At 54.8% G+C, this 17954-nt stretch carries 16 protein-coding genes and 2 tRNA genes; 2 read left to right on the top strand and 16 right to left on the bottom strand.

Annotated elements, in window-relative coordinates; all coding sequences use genetic code 11:
• The 4 genes from AC097W_RS05535 to AC097W_RS05550 all read right to left on the bottom strand — a co-directional run bounded on the left by AC097W_RS05535 (position 1) and on the right by AC097W_RS05550 (position 4726).
• Positions 1–1548, bottom strand: coding sequence for a TIGR03016 family PEP-CTERM system-associated outer membrane protein (locus AC097W_RS05535; RefSeq protein WP_479601397.1), 1548 nt, complete (start codon positions 1546–1548; stop codon positions 1–3).
• Positions 1523–2434, bottom strand: coding sequence for an XrtA-associated tyrosine autokinase (locus AC097W_RS05540; RefSeq protein WP_479601399.1), 912 nt, complete (start codon positions 2432–2434; stop codon positions 1523–1525). The genes AC097W_RS05535 and AC097W_RS05540 overlap by 26 nt, the downstream gene beginning before the upstream one ends.
• A gap of 6 nt (positions 2435–2440) precedes the next feature.
• The gene (locus AC097W_RS05545; protein WP_479601401.1) at positions 2441–4018 is read right to left on the bottom strand and encodes an XrtA system polysaccharide chain length determinant; all 1578 of its coding nucleotides are present in this window, start codon (positions 4016–4018) and stop codon (positions 2441–2443) included.
• Positions 4019–4099: 81 nt separating this feature from the next.
• Positions 4100–4726, bottom strand: coding sequence for an XrtA/PEP-CTERM system exopolysaccharide export protein (locus tag AC097W_RS05550; protein WP_479602062.1), 627 nt, complete (start codon positions 4724–4726; stop codon positions 4100–4102).
• Between the two features lie 160 nt (positions 4727–4886).
• On the opposite strand from AC097W_RS05550, the gene AC097W_RS05555 reads away from it, so the two are divergent.
• Positions 4887–5354 (top strand): low molecular weight protein-tyrosine-phosphatase, encoded by a 468-nt coding sequence (locus AC097W_RS05555; protein ID WP_479601403.1) that lies wholly within the window; start codon positions 4887–4889, stop codon positions 5352–5354.
• 14 nt (positions 5355–5368) lie between these two features.
• Here the strand turns inward: AC097W_RS05555 and AC097W_RS05560 are convergent, their stop codons facing one another.
• A complete protein-coding gene (locus AC097W_RS05560) occupies positions 5369–6247 on the bottom strand; it encodes a ThiF family adenylyltransferase (protein ID WP_479601405.1) in 879 nt (292 codons plus the stop codon).
• Positions 6248–6530: 283 nt separating this feature from the next.
• Here AC097W_RS05560 and AC097W_RS05565 point away from each other — a divergent pair, with 283 nt between their 5' ends.
• Positions 6531–7457 carry a PEP-CTERM sorting domain-containing protein gene (locus AC097W_RS05565; protein ID WP_479601408.1) on the top strand — a complete coding sequence of 309 codons (927 nt, stop codon included), beginning with the start codon at positions 6531–6533 and terminating at the stop codon, positions 7455–7457.
• A 330-nt stretch (positions 7458–7787) separates the two neighbouring features.
• Here the strand turns inward: AC097W_RS05565 and AC097W_RS05570 are convergent, their stop codons facing one another.
• From AC097W_RS05570 to AC097W_RS05620, 11 genes are all read right to left on the bottom strand, one after another.
• Positions 7788–9062 (bottom strand): hypothetical protein, encoded by a 1275-nt coding sequence (locus AC097W_RS05570; RefSeq protein ID WP_479601410.1) that lies wholly within the window; start codon positions 9060–9062, stop codon positions 7788–7790.
• A gap of 4 nt (positions 9063–9066) precedes the next feature.
• Positions 9067–9837 (bottom strand): outer membrane lipoprotein-sorting protein, encoded by a 771-nt coding sequence (locus AC097W_RS05575; protein ID WP_479601412.1) that lies wholly within the window; start codon positions 9835–9837, stop codon positions 9067–9069.
• A gap of 20 nt (positions 9838–9857) precedes the next feature.
• Positions 9858–11255, bottom strand: coding sequence for an ABC transporter permease (locus AC097W_RS05580; RefSeq protein WP_479601414.1), 1398 nt, complete (start codon positions 11253–11255; stop codon positions 9858–9860).
• Positions 11252–11989 carry an ABC transporter ATP-binding protein gene (locus tag AC097W_RS05585; RefSeq protein WP_479601416.1) on the bottom strand — a complete coding sequence of 246 codons (738 nt, stop codon included), beginning with the start codon at positions 11987–11989 and terminating at the stop codon, positions 11252–11254. The genes AC097W_RS05580 and AC097W_RS05585 overlap by 4 nt, the downstream gene beginning before the upstream one ends.
• A 231-nt stretch (positions 11990–12220) precedes the next feature.
• Positions 12221–12296, bottom strand: a tRNA-Gly gene (locus AC097W_RS05590).
• Positions 12297–12341: 45 nt separating this feature from the next.
• A tRNA-Phe gene (locus AC097W_RS05595) sits at positions 12342–12417 on the bottom strand.
• 49 nt (positions 12418–12466) lie between these two features.
• Positions 12467–13144 carry a response regulator gene (locus AC097W_RS05600; RefSeq protein ID WP_479601418.1) on the bottom strand — a complete coding sequence of 226 codons (678 nt, stop codon included), beginning with the start codon at positions 13142–13144 and terminating at the stop codon, positions 12467–12469.
• A 37-nt stretch (positions 13145–13181) separates the two neighbouring features.
• Positions 13182–15461 carry a sensor histidine kinase gene (locus tag AC097W_RS05605; RefSeq protein WP_479601420.1) on the bottom strand — a complete coding sequence of 760 codons (2280 nt, stop codon included), beginning with the start codon at positions 15459–15461 and terminating at the stop codon, positions 13182–13184.
• Entirely contained in the window at positions 15458–16090 is a 633-nt protein-coding gene (locus AC097W_RS05610) for a DUF4390 domain-containing protein (protein ID WP_479601422.1), read from the bottom strand. Before AC097W_RS05610 ends, AC097W_RS05605 begins: the two co-directional genes overlap by 4 nt.
• A complete protein-coding gene (gene rsmB / locus AC097W_RS05615; protein ID WP_479601426.1) occupies positions 16047–17372 on the bottom strand; it encodes a 16S rRNA (cytosine(967)-C(5))-methyltransferase RsmB in 1326 nt (441 codons plus the stop codon). Before rsmB ends, AC097W_RS05610 begins: the two co-directional genes overlap by 44 nt.
• A gap of 7 nt (positions 17373–17379) precedes the next feature.
• The gene (locus AC097W_RS05620) at positions 17380–17925 is read right to left on the bottom strand and encodes a hypothetical protein (RefSeq protein ID WP_479601428.1); all 546 of its coding nucleotides are present in this window, start codon (positions 17923–17925) and stop codon (positions 17380–17382) included.
• Between the last annotated feature and the right edge of the window lie 29 nt (positions 17926–17954).

Raw genomic sequence — 17954 nt, forward strand, 5'->3', positions numbered from 1 at the left:
CTAAAACTGCACGTTAAGACTGCCTGTAACGGCATTTTCGACATAGGAAGACACGCCACCATCAGACTCCACACGTCGCACACCGACAGTTGCGCTTGAATTTTTCCCCACCTTGCCGGTAACATTCAAGCTAAGCAAGCGCAACCGCGATTCTTGCAGGCTGGTCGACCCGGAAGTGTTTTGCTGGGATAGCAGCGCGCCAAGAGAATAGTCAGGAGTAAGACGGTGCGTCAGATTGGCGCTCAGGCCTTGCTGGCGCACCACGTTGGAGGTGTTGAAATCGTCCGCACCGGTGGAAACAGTATCCAGCCGGCTGCTCTCGCTTTGTGAAGCAATGAACGTAACAGTGCTACGCACTCCCAACAGCGCAAAAGACAAAGCCTGACGACGCTGCAGGGAAACAGCCGATGTCAAGAAACCCAAGGGGACAATGGTGTTGGGTGCCAATTGATTGATCTGCAAATAGGTATTGACCAGTTGTGCAACCAAAACAGGATCGGCCAGTGGCAATTGCGCTGAGAATTGCCTAAAAAACAAATCGTACAACGAACCTACTACGGCCTGCCCACTTTGAATGGGAGTGGTCGAGACGTCTTTGGAGTCAGTGAACGACCAGGCTGTGCGTGGTGTGCGGTGTTCAAAGCTCAAATTGTGGGCCGTGCCAAACGACCGCTGGTCTACTGAACCAGAGAGCCGCGTCGCCTCTGAAGGCCTCCAGCCGAAGCCCCAGCCACTCGTAGCGTAGCTTTCCTTGTTGAGGCTGGTGTAGTTATTGGCCTCACGCCCCACCCTCGCATTCACTGTCAGCTGGGGAGTTATGCCATAGGTCAAACCGACATTGGCGCGTTCACTTTCTGTAGGACGCCCGTTACTGTAGTCCACAATTTGTCGACTTGCATCAGCGGTCCATCCCAAATCTTTAAACGCGCTTGCGCCGCTCACGGAGCCGCTACCGTCAGTCGTACCAACCCCCGAGGCAACAGCAGAATTGGAACTGGTAACCGACCGACTGAACCGGGCTTGGTAATTTGCATTGCTGCCCAAACGACCTTGTATATACGGTGAAATCCGATAGCTTGAAACCTCAGCCCGATTGGCATTGATGGAGGTGTTATCTACCGATTGCAAGCCAAAAGCTGAAACAGACTGCTGCGATATGGAAGCGCTGAAATCCATAAAGGCAAAATTGTCAATGGCCTCCACGGTTCCGGACGAGCTGAGCGCATTTTGAGATCGCGCAGGCGCCGTCGACTGGGCATAAACTATTTGATTCAATGCATAGTCCAGATATGCCTTGACGCGTGCACCTTGCAAATCGACCCGGATACCCGGACTCACTTCGGTGATTTGCTCCGATTGGGCGCCCGTGCTGCTTAAGCGAACGTTGTCCGTCAAGGTTTCTGTAACGGATACCCGCGGGGTGACCGTCAACAGTTGCTTGGGCCCAGCAGCAGTCTCTTGCGCCTGGGCAGCGGCTCCCACCCATGAAGAACCGACAACCAACGCCACCGCCCAAGCACGATCAGACCCGCTGTTCGTTTTTTTCATACCCGTACCCATATCCAGAGCCGTAACCATAGCCATAACCACCCTTGAAGGATGTATTTGCCTGATTCAGAAGCATCAACTTGACCGGGCATGCCTCAATCGTGGCCAGAGCGTGGTGAACATCGGACTGCAACGTCTGTTCCGCCCGAACCACCATCACTATTTGACCCATGTGCGAGGCCAAGACTCGAGCTTCGGTGGTTAACAGCAGAGGAGGAGAGTCAAAAATTATGATGCGGTCAGAGTAACGTTTACCCATGTCTTCAACAAGCCGCGTCATTGCATCACTGGCGAGCAGTTCTGTGGCGCGTGGATGTGGCGTGCCACTTGGCAGTACCGTAAGCTTGTCAATATTCGTTTTCAGGAGCACATCGGATAGATCGAGTGTTTCGTCCTGAACGAGATCAAGCAACCCTCGGGAAGGCTTCAAACCCAGAACACTGAGCACGGAAGGCCGGGCTACGTCAGCATCTACCAGCATGACCGTGTAGTCCAACTCTGTCGCAATGCTCAAAGCAAGGTTAATGGCCGTAAAGCTCTTACCCTCCCCGGGCAGGGCGCTGGTCACCATGATCAAGTTGCCGTTGGCAATGACCGATGCCCCTTTGCCCATCGCGTTGGAGATGAGCGGCCGCTTGACCACGCGAAATTGGTCCGCGATCTGGGAACGTGGTGCATTCGGCGTCACAATTCCCGCCGCAGCCAGTGCATCGAGGTCGATCTCTACATTGCGAGACACTGCAACCGGTCGCGCTTCTTCAGGCTTTGCAGTTGCCACGCCCGCGACCTCGACCCGTGAAACTGCTGGCGCGCCGAGAGGCATTTCAACCCCCGCGCTGCGTAGTTGCTCAAGGCGTTGCGCCGCTTGCTCAATCAAGCTACTCATATTGATTCATCCTGCCAGCCCCGATAAAAGTGCGACCACAGCCATCCCGATGGCAAAGACGCCAACAAGCCCTCCTGTTGCCGCCAAAAACTTCTTCAAGTCAGTCTTCCTGGCACGCGCTGCTGCTTCATCTATCACCATTGTGACCACGCCAAGCGACGGCAAGCCGACCGAAAGACTCAATGAACGTGCATCGTGGTACACCGCTCGGAGTTGGCTCATGACAAAAGTTGCACCGAGGCCCGCACCTATCGCAGCCAAAAGAGCCAAAGGTAGCAATAACAACCGATTGGGCGCAACCGGCTTCGGTGATGCGCGGGGCGGATCAATTAAACGAAAGTCCGCCACGCCTGCCGCGCTCTCGAGGTCACCAGAGAGAGACGCCGACTCCCGCCGGGAGACCAAATCGTTGTAATTCTTTTTATTGATGTCATAGTCGCGATTCAACTGGGAATACTCAGCCTCAAGTTGAGGCGCAGACTTAAGCAGTCCGCGCGCTCTTGCGTAGCGTGACTCATACTCGCTGACCCTCGCACTCAAAGAGGCCACCTGAACCTCGGCGGTCGCCAGCATGCGGCTCAACTCCTGCATCGCAAGATTATCGTTACCAGAGGATGGCGACGGATTTGCCATGGCCTGCTTGCGTAACTCTTGAACTTCCTTACGTTTTTGATCCTCCAGGTCTTTAATCAGTTTCCGGGCGCTCACCACATCGGGATGCTGGTCTGTAAAACGCTGCAGCAGTCCGTCAAGATTGCGCTTTTGTGCATCGATACGTCCATCAAGCTCCGGCGTGGAAATGACGATGGCCGACTCCTGCAGAATACTACGCGTTGCAACATTCCCACCGCCCGTTTTTTCTGCGAGCAGCTGTTTCTTTGCAGCGTCACGCGCGTTGACCGCTTCCCGCAATTCAAGTTGAGCCTGGCTCAACTGGACGCCAACGGAGCCAATCTGGTCAACAATCCCCTTACCCTCTCCGACCTGCGCTTCAATATTGCGAAGCTTGAACTCTTTCAGCCGCGTTTCCGCTTCCTCAAGTTTGGTTTCGTAAGTCTTAATCTGCTCATCGATAAACTTCTTGGCAGTATCCGTATCTTTGCGGGTATCACCCAAACTGGATTCCACAAAAATGGAGACAAGCGACTGAATTACACGCTTGGCTCTATCCGGACTCGTGTCCCGGTATGACAATATATAGAGGTTGTCGCGGCCTACATTCTTGATTTCAAGCGACTTCATCAAATCGTCAATCAGGGCGTCCTGAGCAGTCTTGGACTTGACCCCCAAATCCAGATCGGCCATCCGCACCAATTTTTCAACATTGGGGCGACTGATCAACGTGCGGCTGAGCATCACCACTTGCTGCTCAACGTTTGGCTGCACTGCCAACCCGGACATCAATGGCTTCAGAATAGACTGGGTGTCTACAAAAATACGGGCCGTTGCCTCATATTTGTCCGGCACTACAAGCACAACAACCGTTCCGATAACGGCCACAATCCAGGCGACCAGAAGGCCAGCCCAGCGGTGCTTCCACATGCCCCGGATAACGGTGTACAACTGACTGACTAGCTCATCCATCGAATAGTCTCTTTTTGGTTCACAAAGTGGGGCTCTTCAACACCCGTTTTAGGCGTTGCGGCCGGCAGAGAAAAACTGCGATTAGAACCAGCCTTGCGGGATGATGAGAATGTCGCCCGGCTTCATTTCCACGTTGGCAGAAATATCGCCGCGCTTGATCAAATCTTTGATCCTGACCGAATAGCGCTTGTCGCCTTCAGCAGCGCGGGTGATGGATGCCCCATTTCCGTCAGCGAAGTCAGTTAAACCACCGACAGCAATCATTACATCCAGCAAGGTCATGTTCTGCTTGTAAGGCAATGCCTGCGGCTTGGCGGCCTCTCCAACAACGCGAATCTGCTCACTGTAGGGGCCGACAAAGGCTGTGACGATTACCGTTACAACGGGGTCCCGAACAAACTTGCCCAACGCCTTTTCAACTTCACGGGCAATCTCAGTGGACGTCTTGCCCTGAGCCACTAACTCGTCGACCAGCGGCGTTGACACTTTTCCGTCAGGACGAACCGGAACCGAAAGAGAAAGTTCGGGGTTGCGCCAGACAATAATATTCAAGTTGTCGCCGGGTCCAACGATGTAGTTGTAGTCCGGCGTCGCCGCAAAAGTCGGCGCAGCGCGCAGAACCGCCGAGTTCCCGGCACATCCGACCACAAGGCCAGCCAACAAACCGAAAGCAGCCCAACGGGATGCGGTTTTGACAATGGTGTAAATGGCTTTCAAAGCGTATCCCCTGTACAAGTTGCATGCAATTTTTTTCTACACGTTGGATGAATATAGCGCATTTGAATGACGGCCAACGCAAAAATCCTTGCGATGCCGCAAGGCCCTGAACGATCTAAATGCCAATTTCAGAATCTAAAATGAGGCCGATATGACAAAGATTTTGATCGTGTGCACTGCCAATATCTGCCGATCTCCGATGGCAATGACAGTAGCAACAACGATGGCAAAAGAAGACCGTCTTACGCGCAAAATTCAATTTGATTCGGCGGGCACGCACGCGCCACGCGTGGGGCAAACGGTGGATGCAAGAGCAATTGCCAGCTTGGTGCAAAGAGGATATACACCAGGGCGCAACCAGTCGCGCCGGATTGAACCGCGCGACTTCAACGACTTTGATCTGGTTTTGGCAATGGACAGCGACAACCTCTCCGCCTTGAAAAGAATCTGCCCCACTGAACATGCGAACAAGCTGAGGCTTTTTTTAAGCTTTTCACCAGCCCTTGACGTGACCGAGGTTGCCGACCCTTATTTTGGCAATCTGGCAGGCTTTGAACGGGTACTGGACTTGTGTGAGGCCGGCGCACGCGGCTTGATCCATCACTACTCCACCCGGTAGTCGCGGCCATACCGTTAACGCTTAGGGCCGCCACGCAAGACAGGTCGAATGAACTTCAGCAAAAGTTGCTGCAAGGGATTGGCGTTGCCAAAGGGCCGCCAAGTGAATTTAAGCTTCTGGTGATAGGCGTCAAAATGCATCCCCCAAGGCGCGGCCTTGACGTCACCCCTGCCCAAGAGAACCTTTAAAACAGAAGCACCCATCACCCCAGCGCAGAGGTCGCAGGCCATGATGGTCGACGGCCCCCTCTTCTCCTGAAAATTCACAGCCTCCGGCGCCACCAGATAGTCGCGATTCAGCATGGAGGGGGACAGCCCCGCAATGAAACGGGCATATTGCTCCTGCGAATCATGCCCCTCCCATCTGAAATAGTCTTCAGCGCTCATTCCGGTGGGCGAGAAATACAAGAATGCAACGCCAATACCCAGGGGCGCCGCCGTGAGCACCGGAATGCCTTTTTCGCGGCACTTGGCAAAGACCATGCGGCGTGCTGGCAAGGCGAAGAAGTCCAGCCCATCCACATAAATATCCACGCCATTCAGAAACTCATCGACATTGTCGGACTGAACCCCCTTTGGAAACAATCGCAAGTCAGTCTCTGGATTAACGTCCTTGGCCATTTGAGCCATGATGTCAATTTTGGGCCGTCCCATAAAGGGCATGAAAGCACCGGCTTGGCGGTTGATGTTGTGCACATCGAAATCGTCGAAGTCTGCAATGTTGAAATGGCTGATGCCAAGCCGACTGAGTGTTAACAAATGCGCCCCACCCACGCCACCAAGACCGGCAATGGCGATACGCGCATTGCGCAGCTTGGTTTGCTCGGGTTCGCTGACCCAGCCAAAGTTGCGGGAGAAAGCGCGGGAGTAATCAAACACCGGCAACATGGCCATCGGATAATTCCATTCTTGTCAAATTTACTGCGTTGATCGTGACGAGAAAACAGGCGGCGACAACAACTGTCGTGAAATATAACGGGATTACCGCAATCACGAGGCCCCAATTCTGATGCAAAAAATACGTCGATTTCTTTTACAGGATCGATCTGCCCGGCGAGCAAAATGATCGCAACTCGTTGATTTTTAATGAGATAAGACTTCTGGCATACAACCTGCTTTAGTGAAAGCATTCGAGGTAACTCGGAATTAGTAACCCCTCACTTAACGGAGTGTCATCATGAAAAAATCACTTATCTCCCTTGCGGCGGTGGCAGCTCTTGGGCTGACCGCAGCCGCATCTGCACTTGCAGCGCCTATCACGCTGAATAACGGCATAGACGTCAACACCATTCTTTTCCCCGCAAATGGCAGTACGAAAACTGGTGCTTTTGACGAGTTGGGCTACAGCGGAACCAAGGCAACCTCAATTTATTTGGGCAATCCAGCCACCGCGGGTACAGTCGTAATTGATACCAATATCACTAGTGTCATGAACTCCTACGGTTTTTCCGCAGGTGCGAAGACGGCTGTGGCGGGAAACACATTGAATTTTGCATATCCAATTGTTCCAGGCGGGTTGAATATTGATACGCTCAACACACCTACTGATGGCAATGGATTTACACAAGGACAAACCTCACCAACCTACGGAACCCTCGGCGCTTGGGGCTTGACCTACCAGTACAAGATCAATGGTGTCTCGACTGGAACGAGTGTTCAATTTACGTCAGGCTATTTTGATGTGTTCTATGAAAACGGTGGCGCTTCCAAACAAGTTGCGCGCTTGAACGTCAAAGGATCAAAGCTGGATCTAACTAATCTCGCAGTTTTCGGCACGGTCTCATTTGACTTTGATGGCAATGGATCGGACGACTCCGATGCTTTTTCGCAAAACTTCTGGGCGACCGCAGCTGACAACAAGTCTTTCTACCAGGCTTGGTTGCTGGATCCCAATGCTGTGCAATGGGCACTCGACACGAACGTGAATCCTCCGATTCCAACCACTGATTTGTTGTGGGTGTCCCCAACGGGAGCTTTGATTCGCCAGTCCACTTCGGATGGTAGCGTTGCGTTCAATATACCTGAGCCAGGTTCCCTTGCTTTGTTGGGTCTTGGCTTGGCCGGTCTAGGTTTGGCGCAGCGCCGCCGTCGGGCAGCTAAATAATTAGTTGGCTTGACTAGCCGTTTGAGGCCCGCTTCGGCGGGCCTTTTTGTTGGTAATTCGGGCCTGAATGCAGTCCGACTGGATTCAAACCTGGGCATCCGAAGGGATGAAACCACCTCCTTCACCCAACATCGGTCTGCAGGAATCGGAGACTTGTTGCCTTAACAATCTATGGTTGGCGACTACCCTGCAAACCGTCCCTCCAATGCCCGCCTATAAATAACTGAGAACTGCACACAGGGGTGCTGCAGCCCAGTATGTCTCAGGAACTCTGGAAAGCACAGACGGTATTTGTGCAGTCAAATGGACAAGCACTTTGGGGAAAGGCCGTCAAAAATAATACGCTCCGAGTACCTGCATCACTCGGCGGTCTGGCAATACTCCGAACTCACTATCGGCGCTACCAATATTCTGCTGATACTGAAGCGTGAGATCGAATTTTGGCCAGTGATGACGGAGTTCGACCCACGCCAATTTGCTGTTGTCGACGGCGTTGACGCGCAGATAAGCAGTTAAATCCAGGTCCTTAAGCCACAGTGCTTTTTGGGTGACGTAAACCAAGTAGGCGGCCCGAGGAGCCAGCTCCTGCAGACGCAATGCTTCACTCAGATAGGCCAACTGTGTCGTTGGTAGGCCTCCTAGCGCTGCCCAGCCTGATTGATCGAGCCCGAATCCGTTGTACTGGTATTCGGCGGTAATGGAGGTTTTTCCCATTGTCGTGTAAGTAACACCGCCTACAAAGCGGTCCCCTGTCACCCGGTTGGTCGACGTGCCCAGTACCCGGCTGAGCAAGTCGATCTCGCTGCCATGCGTCCATTCCAGGTGCGCTACGGCTGCATCCGACAACAATGCTGTCATGTTCGCGCCAAAGGTCGGCGACACAGCGTCTTGCGAATAGAGCAAAACCTGGCTGTTGACGTTTTGGGAAATCTGGGTGCCGAGTGTGAACAAAGCCCGGTCGCGGTTGTTGGTGGACCCCAGATCAAGATTCCAGCCTTCGGCACTGGGGCGGTCGGCCAACTTGGGCGAGTAGGCCGCTGAAAACGAACCGCCATTCCACAAGCGTTGAGCGCGCACCATCACCGAACCGATCCGATTCTGCCGCAGAGCGAATGGGTCGGCGCTGGTGATGACTCTTAAACTACCATCACGGAAAAAGTCTGTTGGGTTGTACCCATAGCCGGGCCCGTTACGCAGATTGATGCGCCCAAAATCGACCACGTTATCACCGCCGTCGGGCTGCCAACTCAGGTAGGCTTCGCGCAGGCTGTTGACCGGCCCATCTGCCCCCACGGCGGCCGGGTGAATCGCATCAAGGCGATCTGAGAATACCGCACGCAAACCGGCTCCGATGCGCTCGGAATACATCAGGTCAACCGAAGCGCGCCGGGTGTCCACGCTGTCTGGCAGGTAGCGTTGGCTGGCGTTGCCAACGGCGCCTTCAATGAATATTTTGGTGCTGTTCGATAACTCGAATTTTTCGGCTGGCGCACTCTCCAGGCTGAGTGCGTCTTCTTGTGCATGGGCAACGGATACTGATAGCACCAAAGACACAGCTGCGGCAAGGCACGGGTAGTGAGGAGAGCGACGGGAGTATTGGGGCATTGGTTTAGTCCGGTTGAAACCGAGGCAGGTAGTCCCGCTGCATCCAGGTTTCAGGAATGGTGCGTGCGGCGTAATCTGAAAAACGCATAAGCGTGACCAACTGCGGGTTGAGGCCGTCAATGATCACGGACTCCGTTGGACGCTCGGCGCCCAGTTGGGTCTGAAATTTCCGGTAATAAACGGTCTTGAGCAAACGCGACGATTCCGCGAAAAAGCGTGCCTTGATGGGTCGGCTATTCTCTGCATCAACCCACATTTCCACGCTGGCATAAGTGACATCGGGCGTTGCCGCCGTCAAGGCCAGTTTGTATGCCTTGCGCGTTCGTCGCTCCCCATCCTGCACGTCTTCTTCACCCACCAGGGCAGGTTTGTAATCCTTACCCAGATTTACTGTGGCTACATCGCCGTTGGACGCCTGCCCAAGCAAGCGCTGTTGCGGCGACAGGCGAACGCTGGCTTTGTTGGTGGGGTCATAGAACCACATATCATTTCCGTTTTTCAGCATCAGCTTGCCAGCATCCCGCGCTGGCAAAACAAACCGGACCAAACTGGAATACTGCCCCCCCTGCTGCTGCAAACGGGAGTAGCTCGTCAGCGTGCTGGTATCAACCTGCTTGCCATTTTGAAATTCAGTGAGCGTGACGGTCACGCTGAACGATCGCCCCGGATTGCGAATGGCATCACTGGCAGCAAGGATGTCGTCCGCGCTGGGCGCGGACCGTGCCGCACCACACCCCAATAGAGCTGAAATCAGAAAGAGCAAAATTGATTTCATGATGGCCGCATCTCCTAAAGTCAAACGTGGCGAAGTGCCTCAACCACGTCCAGCCGCGCAGCCCGGTACGCTGGCCACCATGCAGAAATGGTCGCGATACAAACAAGACCCATCGTGGTCCCAAGAATCATGCCGGTTTCACCCCAGACCGCCACAGTGAAAGGCATGGGCGCTACGCTGGCCGGCGGTAGCCAGAGGATCCCGGATTGATTGATCACCGCTGACAGCACAAGTGCCAATACCGCACCGAGCAACGCACCAGCCAAGCCAAGCAGTGCGCCTTCGGCCACGAACAGTTTCAGAATGCCGCTGCGCCTCAAACCCATGGCGCGCAGGGTGCCAATTTCGACGGTGCGCTCGACAACGGTGGTATTCATCGTATTGCTGACCGTGAAGAGGACGATGCCTCCGATCAGCAGAAAGACGAAACCGAAAATAGTATCAAACATCAACATGGTCTGAACAAAGAAAGGATTCAATTCCCGAAAGTCGAGCACGGCAAGTGGCTGGGTGGCTGAGATGCCTGCCAAGAGGGTCACCAGTCGGGCGCGAGCGACCGGAATCTGGTCGGAGTGGCGCAACTGGATCATGATGGAGGTGGCTTTGGGTGGCGCCGCCCCGTAAACCAACTGCTGCAATTTCGCAAGATGCATGATCATGGAGACTTCATCAAGCTCTTTGATGCCCTGGTCTTCGGCTCGCACTACGGAGAGAGACGTCACATTCGGCGCGCCGCGGGCGTTCACCACCAACACCTCGATCTTGGGCACAACGGTTCCTGGCACTGCCAAAGTTGCAGGCGCCTCTTGCAAGCTGAGTTGTGCAATGTCATCGGGCAGTGCCGCACCACTCGCCGTTGCTTGTTTTTCTGGTTTGGGGCAGCGCTCGATCTTCAATGCTTCGCATAACTGCAACACTCGCGCAACGCCTGTTCCGACCACGGCAGCATCCGCAGGAGCGCCCTCCATTGCGGAGATCGGTGCCGAGCTGCGAAGCCCAAAGTCATTCCAGCGGCGCATGCGGTTGGTGTCTTCTGCAACAAATCCATTGCCGATTACTGTGCGCGACACGCTAGCCGCGTAGTTTCCGGCGATACCGCCGAACTGCAAAGCGGGCGTCGCAACGAGCACTATGTCGCGCAACACTTCGTCTTTCTGGATCGCCTCCAGGATTTTTTTATAGTCCGTAATTCCATAGGCCGTTGGGTTACCGCTGCCATACAGGTAAAAGTCCCGATGCTGTATTTGGAGGTGGCCGTCTTTTCGCACATGGGTCGTGTGCATTTCGTAGCCGATGTTGATTTTGAACCCGCCAAACAGAAGAATCGCAACCGAACCGATCGCCATCGCGAGCAGTGTGGCCAATGACCGCCGGCGGTTCCGCAGCAAATTGCGGAGGGCCAAGTTGAAAGTCATCATGACGCGGCCTCCATCCCTTTACGGCGAGTTCCCTGAATCAACCCGTCCTTCAGGAAAATGGTGTCATCTGCGGCCTTGAGAACTTCTGGGTCATGGGAGGAAAAAATAAATGAAACGTGATATCGATCCACCATGCGCCGCATCAGGGTCAGGATGGCCGCTCCAGTTTGGCTGTCCAGGTTGGCAGTAGGTTCGTCGGCAATAACCAGCTTGGGTTTGCGGGCCAGCGCTCGGGCAATCGCAACGCGCTGACGTTGGCCTCCCGACAATTGGCCGGGAAGATTCTTGGCCTTGTCACCCAGGCCCACAGCATCGAGAAGTTTGGGTACACGCTCGCCCCGCTTTTTTGCCGAAACGCCCGCAAGAAGCAATGGATATTCGATGTTTTCGTAGGCACTCAGAACCGGCAACAGATTGAAGTTTTGAAAAATGAATCCGATATTTTTCGCGCGGAAGTCCGACAACGCATCGTCGGTCAAGTCACCGACCCTGCAATCGGCCACTATGATCTCGCCTTTGTCCGGCTTGTCAATGCAGCCGATCATGTTGAGCAGCGTTGTCTTGCCGCTGCCGGATGGGCCCAACAGCACAGTAAAGCAGGCTGGGCGGACAATGACATCGACCCCTCGAATCACAGGAACGCTGATTGAATCCAGATGGTAGGTTTTTTCGACCTGCGTGAGAACAGCCACAGGAAGGGGATTGACCGTCTGTTTAGCACAATTTCCCGTCACCGCTGTCCCCCTGTTGAATCACGACCGCACACTGCCCGATTATTACCCCATCCGGGTTAAGTTGGTTTGGAAATCGGGTGAACGGCGTCAACTGGCCATTTACACATCAAATCAGGCTGTAGCCCCCGTCAATTGTGCGCTAGACGCTACTATTGTTATAGCAAAGTTCAATCAAACCCAGAAAGCAAAAAGCCCATCGCAATGGACGGGCTTGGTGCATATTGGGCCATATGGAGCGGGAAAAGAGGCTCGAACTCTCGACCTATACCTTGGCAAGGTATCGCTCTACCAACTGAGCTATTCCCGCATATGGATCAAAGAAAAACCCATCAAAAAGATGGGTTGATCAATTTGGTGGCCTGGGGCGGAATCGAACCACCGACACAAGGATTTTCAATCCTCTGCTCTACCGACTGAGCTACCGGGCCTGAGCCTGAAATTATAGCAGCAAGAACCGCACTATCTGCGATTTGCCAGTCAGATACCGTTCCTTTTGCCGCGGGTCAGATCCACGCCAAGCTGCTTAAGCTTCCGATAGAGGTGGGTGCGCTCCAACCCGGTCTTTTCAGCCACGCGCGTCATTGATCCATTTTCCTTGGCGAGGTGATACTCAAAGTATGCTTTTTCAAACTCGTCACGTGCTTCGCGCAACGGCTTATCGAGCATAAAGTTCTGACTGGCCTGGAGCCCGGTATCCGCAATCCCTGCAGCAACCGACTGCACCAAGGTCACTGTTTCAATTGAGGAAACTGACACAAATGTCTCCAGCATTGGCATCGGCTTGCGCAAACTTCCGCGTGCGAGGCCCTGCTCGACCGCTTTCAACAGTTTTTGCATCGTAATGGGTTTCTCCAGAAACGCCATTGCCCCGATCTTGGTCGCCTCTACTGCTGTGTCGATGGTGGCGTGGCCGCTCATCATGATGACCGGCATCGTTAGTACACCGGTGGACGACCACTCCTTCAGCAGCGTCACCCCGTCGGTGTCGGGCATCCAGATATCCAGCAACACGAGGTCTGGACGCTCACGCAACCGCGCAGCCCGTGCCTGCGCCGCATTTTCCGCAAGTTCTACCGTGTGACCTTCGTCGTTCAAAATTTCCCAGAGCAGGTCACGAATACCGTGCTCGTCGTCAACAACCAGAATGTTTGCCATGGTGTACGCATTACCCCTTAGATGCCATTGCTTGCGCTCAAGTCTGAGCGCTGTTATCCGCGGCCAATGATAACGACACTTGTGCACCCGCCACGACGCCACCCACCATGCGATTGGCGATGTCTACGCGCGAGCCGTGTTCGTCAGCAATTTTCTTGACGACTGCAAGCCCCAGACCAGTCCCTTTGACTTTGGTCGTGACGTAGGGCTCAAAAGCACGTTTAAGAATATGGTCCGTAAAACCAGTCCCACGGTCCAGCACGCTAAGGCGAACACGCCCTGTATTCTTTTGCCATTGGGTGCGCACGATCACTGCGCGATCTTCCATCGAAATGGCATTGGCAGACTCCGTGGCATCCTGGGCGTTTTGTAATAAATTGTGTATGACTTGGCGCAACTGGTGGGCATCTCCCATCACTAAAGGGCACGCAGCATCCAGCTCCAGGCGCACGGGTACCGCCGTACTGCCAGCATCATAAAGTTGCACGACATCCTGCACCATCGCATTGAGATCCAACGGCACCAGTTCTGCTGCGGGCAAGCGGGCGTAGTCACGAAACTCATTGACCAGCCGCTTCATGGCGTCCACCTGGTCGACGATTGTTTTGACGGATTTGGTCAGTATGGCTTGATCGGCCGACTCTAATTTTCCGTTCAGTTTCATTTCCAATCGCTCGGCGGATAACTGGATGGGCGTGAGGGGGTTCTTGATTTCATGGGCGAGACGCCGGGCCACTTCACCCCAAGCCTGCGCCCGCTGCGCTGAGACAATTTCTGAAATATCGTCAAACACAAGCAATCGCGCACTGCCAGGCAACTCAGCCCCACGCGCAACCAGTGTGAGCGCGCGACCAAACGGGCCATGCGACGAGGCCCCATTACCCCCCAGCTCGAAGGACTGCTGCCAATGATCCAGGCCAAGCTCTGCACGTTGCGTCAAAAAATCAGCAAACTGTAATTGCACCGCGCGTCCAAAATCCTGCAGACCTTCAATGTTCGACAACAATTCCCCCTCATGGACGACGAGTGGAACCCCCAGAATACGGGTAGCACCGGGGTTAGACGACCGTATTTCACCCCGCTCCCCCAGCACCAGCACGCCGGCGGTCAGGTTATCGAGGATGGTCTGCAGGTTGGCCCGCGCAGCATCAACCTGCTTCATGCTGTTTTGCACGGCTTGGCGCGCGTCTGCCAGCTGCTCTGTCATGGAAGCAAAAGCGCGGGTCAAGCCGCCCAGTTCGTCCTTGCCTTTCATGGCGAGCTTGGGCGTAAAGTCTCCGGCAGCGACTTGGCTGACACCCTCGGCAAGCAACAGCAGTGGTCGGGCAATCTGGTTACCCAGAATTACAGCCAGCAGGATGGCGCCAAAAACCGCCAGAAACAAGCTGAGAGTCAGCGTTCCAATGTACATGCGCTTGAGGCCTTGTCGACCCAATGCCCGCTCTTGGTATTCGCGATTGGCACTTTCAACCGCCAGTGCATTTGCCACAAGATTAGGAGGCAGAGCCTTCGAAACCAACAAGAATCGTGCATCGGCAGTCAGTCCCAACGCCGTGCTCGAAATAGGCATCAGAACTTTGATTCGGGCATTCGCTACCGCTCCCGGAACGATATCCTCGAGACCTTCAACCCAGGACAACACCCTGTCACTCCGCGCCGAACGAAATTGACTGGTTGACGGCTTGTCTGGGCTCAGCTGCAAGCGTGATTGCCCGGCACTGGCGATCAGCTTGCCCGACGCTCCCCACACCGTGAGGTCAGCCGCACCCAGCTGATCTACCAGCCGGTCCAAAAGCAGTCCGGTTGTCGTATCTGGATTCTCTGAAATTTGCGAGGCTGCAGACCGCGATTTTCCGATCAGGTCATTGGAAAGGGTGTCCAGCGTTACCCGCCCAAGGTTCAATCCAGCTTCCAGTGCACCTTCAACCTTTACGTCAAACCATGTTTCGATGGAGCGGGACACAAATTGGTAGGACACCACATAGATCAACAAACCGGGCGCAAAGCCAACCAATGCAAAAATGGTGGCCAGTTTGACAAGTAATCGACTGCCGAACTTGCCTTCGCGCAGACGGACCAGCAATCGGTAACCCACCCACACAATTGCAAAAAAGAGGAGCGAAGCGACTACGACATTGATGGCAAAAAGTCGTGCGTAGTTGGCCTCGTACATCTCCCGGTTATTGGTTGCCTGCATCAACAGATACAACAGAACGAACCCAATCACCACCATGGTTATCGCCCCGACAGAAATAGCCCAACGCGTGGCGCGGGAACTATGCCGAACTGCGGCCGTGCGGGGAGGCTCGGGCGTCATTTGACAGAGCTCAAAGACAGCGGTGCAATGACCGTTGCGGCTAGATCCCAGTCGGATTGGCCCAGGGTTCCAATTTGAAACGGCCTGGGCAATTGGTTGAGATCAAGCCGAAACCGGAACTCCACCTTGTACTTAATCGACAGGTCCAGTTCAGATGCGTCAGCAATCTTCCAGCGTGATACCCGCTTGATAGCAGCAAGTGCCTGCGCCAACGTGTCATAGCTTTGGTTGAGGGCAAGGCCCAGCACAGCGTCTCGACCTGCGCCAGTCGCAACATTCAGTCGCCACCGGCGGGTGAGTGGCTGGTAGGCCAGCCGCATGTGGCGCTCCGCGCTACCCACCTGTTTGTCGTACCAGTACCACCGTTCGCGAAGAAGGCTCGTCTCTGTCACAAAAAACAGGGGTACCCCCTTCACAAGGGCGTCTTCAACTACCGTGGGAAGTTCAAAAAGAACCTGCGCGGAAACCAAAATATCATCGTCCGAACGCTCAACCTTGAACTGGGAGATTTCAGTGACGTTCTGGGCCTGTGCATGGACGGCCCCGGCCAATATCCCCACAATGCAGAACAAACGGATGGCCCGGTCAAGCCATCCGTTTTTGCAGCAGTGCGTAATAAAAGCCATCATGATCAGTACGCTGATTGTCCGGGACGACACCCGCTTTGGCGCCATTTTGGGGCATTAAATGCCCCGGTGAAGGCAGCAAAACTGCCTCGGTGTTGTGCGCAAGGAACGTTTGAACCTGGTCTTGGCCTTCGGCGAGAAACAGGGAGCAGGTGCAATACAGCAATCGGCCGCCCGGTTTCAACAAAGTCCACAAGGTCTTTAACATTTGTTTTTGTAGCGCGGCCAGCTTCGCGATATCGGCTTCACGGCGCAACCAGCGCACGTCCGGGTGGCGGCGAACAATACCGGAAGCGGTGCAAGGAGCATCCAGCAGGATGGCGTCAAACAGCTGCCCGTCCCACCAGCCCTGCGGACGTGACGCGTCTGCGGCCAATACGTGGGCGTGAAGCCCAAGACGACCAAGATTCTGCGTAATCCGCACACAACGCTTGGGATCGATATCGAGGGCGCTCACATCACACTCCAACAACTCAAGCAAGTGCCCTGTTTTGCCCCCCGGCGCGGCGCAAGCGTCCAGAATACGAAGGGCTGAGCTTGTTGTCAGGCCATCCAGCAGGAGGGGCGCTGCAATCTGGGCAGCCGTATCCTGCACAGATACCATTCCCTGATCGAAACCAGGTATGCGCTGCACAGGTATGGCCTTATGCAAAACAACCGCGCCGCTGACCTCCACATGGGCGTCAATGCCAGCCTGCGTCAGCTGGGTCAAATAGTTCGCCTGGCTGGTTTTACGTGCGTTGAGGCGCAGTGTCATTGGCGCGTGGGAGTTCGATGCGTCCAAAATCTCACGCCAACGCGTGGGGTGTTCGTGCTGCACGCGCTTGATCCACCACAGCGGATGATTCCAGAATGCAACGGGATCCGAGTCGGTCGCAGCAACCAGGGCCGCGCGCTCGCGCAGAAAACGTCGCAAACAGGCATTCAGAAAGTTCGCCTGGGCCTTGGTCGCCGCGCCTCGCTTAGCCGCCTCCACCGCCTGGTTGACCAAGGTGAACATGTCATAGGGTACATCTGTGTCACGCCACGCCAGCGCGAGTGCAACACACAGGAGCGCATCAGCCGCTGGAGGTGGTAATTTGGTCGCCAGCTTCTTCCGGAGTGCTTCAGCGCGCCCCAGATTGCGCCAAACATAAAACGCGAGTGCCTGCACACCAGGGCGCAGCTCGGCAGATACGTCCTCTATGGCAGCAGTACCAGACACGCCGTTGCGCACGGCTTGAATAACGGTGGCTGTGGCCTGCAACTGGCGCCACAAAGGTATGGTTTGTTCAGGGTAATTCATGGTGCTTTCACAACAAGCCTGCGGGCTTGAAACCCAAAATGCCGACAATGAGTCGAGCTGGGAATTGGACAATAGCTTCGTTGTATTTAGTCAAAATCTGATTTAAGCCACCGCGCGCGGTTTGCACCTTGACCGTGGCGGCGTCCCATTGCAACTGCATTGCTGCGGGCACTGCGGGTCCGACCAAGTCCGCGGGTACTTCGCGTAAATTCAGCCATCCGTTTTGGACCGCATCGAACGCTTCTGAGACAAAGGCAAGGGGCTCAGGCGACAACGGTGTGCTCTTGGCGTCCTTTAGCGCGTGGTCCAGCGTATGCAAGAGGGTGAGCATTTGCGCCCACTCAGGCGGCAAATGTTCAGCCACGGGTGCTGTCGCCACACCGGGAACAGCGAGATGCGCACTGACCAGCTCGCCATACTGCTTCATGTGTTTTTCGACCGACCCCAATGCGGCAAATCCGCGCGCGCGCATACGCATCAGCCGGTTATATACGCCAACGCCCCAAAAAATGGCCAGCGCCAGCAAGATCCAAAGCAACACGGAACCGCTCATGACTTTCCAATAAAAAAACCCCAAGCCCC

It is taken from the genome of Rhodoferax sp. GT1R46, from assembly GCF_056521285.1.